We start from the raw sequence: 2,912 nt of genomic DNA, 5'->3' as shown, positions 1-2,912 counted from the left end.
TTTTCTGGGTTCTGGTGACCATGACATCCCAATGCGTGACGGATCTCGAAAGCCCGTCGGCACGCTCAAGCGCATCTCCAGCGTATCGGGCGGATCCATCACTTCGGCGATGCTTGCATTGAAGTGGTCGGAGCTGTCCGTCGACAGCCCCGGTTTGATCGCTCGCTTCGTCGAGCATGTCGCCGAACCTATTCGAAAATTTTCCAACGTCCCTGTGGCCGGCATGGACAAGAAAGGCGCGTGGCACCTACTGCTAGACATCTTCTTGCCTGGGTCCATCAACGACCACGTCGTCGCTGCCTTCGAGAAGCACCTCTACGGCAAGGCAACGCTTCAAGATCTCCCTGACAATCCCCGCTTTGTCATTAATGCCTCCAACCTGTTGGCGCTCGTTGAAAACTGACCATCTCTGCTCGTTGAAAATTGACCAGGGATGAAGGCCGAGGGAGAGCTCCCGCGGCGTGGTCGGAGTGTAACTCTGAGCGTGAGTCAGTGGGATCAGAAGGGTTCTTCGATCACCTCCTTGTTGGCTCGCTGCTTGGCTTGCTCTCGCGACTTGATTCGGGCTTTGGCCTGGCCGCTGCTCTGGTGGAATCGGAAGGATTCGTTGCCCGTCTCGACGATGTGGCAGTGGTGGGTCAGTCGGTCGAGCAGGGCCGTGGTCAGCTTGGCGTCGATGAACACGTTGGCCCATTCGGCAAACACCAGATTGGTGGTGATGATGACACTGGTGTGCTCGTAGAGTTTGGATAGCAGATGGAACAGCAGCGCCCCGCCGGCTTGTGAGAACGGCAGGTAGCCGAGTTCGTCAAGGATGACCAGATCCAGATGCATGAGCTGGTTGGCCAAACGACCTGATCGTCCCGCTGCCCTCTCCTGCTCCAACTGATTGACCAGATCGACAGTGGAATAGAACCGCACGCGCTTGCCGTGGCGGGTGATCGCCTGGATGCCCAGCGCGGTGGCGAGGTGGGTCTTGCCGGTGCCGGTGCCGCCGATCAGGACGATGTTCTCGGCCCGCTCGGTGAACTCGGTGGTGGCAAACACGCTGATCTGCTGGCGATCAACCTTGGACCGATCAAACTCGAACCCGGCAAGATCACGATGCACGGGGAACTTGGCGGCATGCATCTGGTAGCGGATCGAGCGCAGACCGCGGTCGGTCTGCTCGGCGGTGATCAGATGGCGCAGCAGCCACTCGGCCTGTTCGGTGCCGCCGCCGGCGCTGTTCTGCAGTACCTCGGCATAGCTGCTGGCCATACCGTACAGGCGCAGCTGCTTGAGTTCGGATATCAGATCAGACATGGGTCATCTCCTCGCGCAGCGTGTCGTAGCGACGGGTGTCGGTGGTCGGCGGCTCTTCAACAACAAGCGATGTGCTGACTGCTTCCGGTGGCGGCCCCTCACTCAGTCGGGCGAGGACATTGAGCACGTGCTCGGCGCTGGGATGCCCTACTTCGAGCACCAGATCAACGGCGACCAGCACCCCCTCCAGTCCATGCCGAGGCACCGCCGCCAATACCTGCGCCATGACCCGATCACCGCCTGGGCGGCGCAGCAGCGCACGACTGAGACGCTTGAGCGGCTCCGGCATGTCGGCAAACGGCGCGCCGTTGCGCAGCGCGCCAGGCTTGCGCGCGATCAGCGGCACGTAGTGCTGCCAGTCGTAGACCACGTGGTCGCGCTCGGTCGCCCGCGGGTGCTCGGCGATGACCTCCTGGTCACCCACGATGACGATGCGTTCCGGATACAGCCGCACGCTGACCCGGTGACCGGCAAAGGCGCAGGGCACCGAGTAGCGATTGCGCGCCGCCGAGACCAGGCACGTGCTCGATACCCGCGCGGGTGATTCGATGTAGCCATCAAACGGTGCCGTCATCGGCATCAGGTGCGCCACCTCGTGCTCCAGCGCCTCGGTAATGCTCATGCCGGGAAAGTCCGGATGCGCTGCGCTGCGGCCTTCGATGCACTGCGTGGCCAGCCATACGTTCAGCTCGGCGAAGGTGGAGAAGCGCTGCTCCTGCGCGCGCTGCCAGATGCGGCGACGGGAGTCCTGCACGCCCTTCTCGACACGCCCCTTTTCCCAACCCGAGCCCACATTGCAGAAGTCCGGGTCGATCAGATAGTGCGCCGTCATCGCGGCAAACCGCGCGTTGACGATCCGCGCCTTGCCGCGGCCCGGCACCCGATCCACTGCGGTCTTCATGTTGTCGTAGATGCCGCGCCGAGCGATGCCACCCAGCCCGGTCAGACAACGCAGATGCGCATCGAACAGCATCTCGTGACTCTGCGCCGGGTAGGCCACCAGCCAGAATGCCCGCGATGCGCACAGCTTCATGTGCGCCAGTTGCACCTTGCGCCAGACGCCGCCAATGACGATGCCTTCCTCGCTCCAATCAAACTGGAACGCTTCACCCCACTCGAAGCGCAACGGCACAAAGGCCGAGCGCGCCGTCACCGCGCCGGACTCGGCGCGCCAGGCACGGATCGCCTCCGTGACTCGGGTGTAGCTGCCGGCAAAGCCTTCCGCCTGCAGTTGAGCGAACAGCCGCAGCGCCGTGCGCCGCTCCTTTCTTGGACGACGGGCATCGATCTCAAGCGCCTGTCGCAACCATTCTCGATGTCCATCGAGTTTCTTTGGGCCAGTCTCGCGCCGGTAGCGCATCTCGCTGCGGGTCGACTCCCGCAGCCACGCCTTGATCGTATTCCTCGACAGACTCGTTCGTCTGGCGATCTCGCTTATCGACAGCCCCTCGCGGAGCCGCATCCGTCGCACTTTTGCGTACGTTGCCATGGTGTGCACCTCGTCTCCCTGCCGGTCCAAAAGGCCGGCAGGTTAGGTCAGAACACCCTGGTCAATTTTCAGCGAGCAGAACCCTCGATTTATGGTCAATTTTCAACGCGCAGCAACA

General features: G+C 62.5%; 3 protein-coding genes. 1 reads left to right on the top strand and 2 read right to left on the bottom strand.

What is annotated here, in order from left to right:
- Positions 1–403 (top strand): hypothetical protein (locus VFN25_RS08595; protein ID WP_325140850.1); only part of this gene is annotated, 403 nt, incomplete at its 5' end.
- 95 nt (positions 404–498) lie between these two features.
- On the opposite strand, the gene istB is transcribed toward VFN25_RS08595, so the two are convergent.
- On the bottom strand, positions 499–1,305 hold the full coding sequence (gene istB, locus VFN25_RS08590) for an IS21-like element helper ATPase IstB (RefSeq protein ID WP_325140848.1): 807 nt from the start codon (positions 1,303–1,305) through the stop codon (positions 499–501).
- Complete coding sequence (gene istA / locus VFN25_RS08585) at positions 1,298–2,794, bottom strand: IS21 family transposase (RefSeq protein WP_291139716.1); 1,497 nt, start codon at positions 2,792–2,794, stop codon at positions 1,298–1,300. Before istA ends, istB begins: the two co-directional genes overlap by 8 nt.
- Positions 2,795–2,912: the final 118 nt, after the last annotated feature.

It is taken from the genome of Dokdonella sp. (assembly GCF_035703485.1).
Classification (GTDB): domain Bacteria; phylum Pseudomonadota; class Gammaproteobacteria; order Xanthomonadales; family Rhodanobacteraceae; genus Dokdonella.
Note: the sequence above shows the minus strand (reverse complement) of the source record. Positions and strands in the feature narration are given on the sequence as shown.

What these genes read in the sequence shown, in the direction of transcription:
- istB (WP_325140848.1), bottom strand. Translation starts at nt 1,305, where the DNA reads ATGTCTGATCTGATATCCGAACTCAAGCAGCTGCGCCTGTACGGTATG.
- istA (WP_291139716.1), bottom strand. Translation starts at nt 2,794, where the DNA reads ATGGCAACGTACGCAAAAGTGCGACGGATGCGGCTCCGCGAGGGGCTG.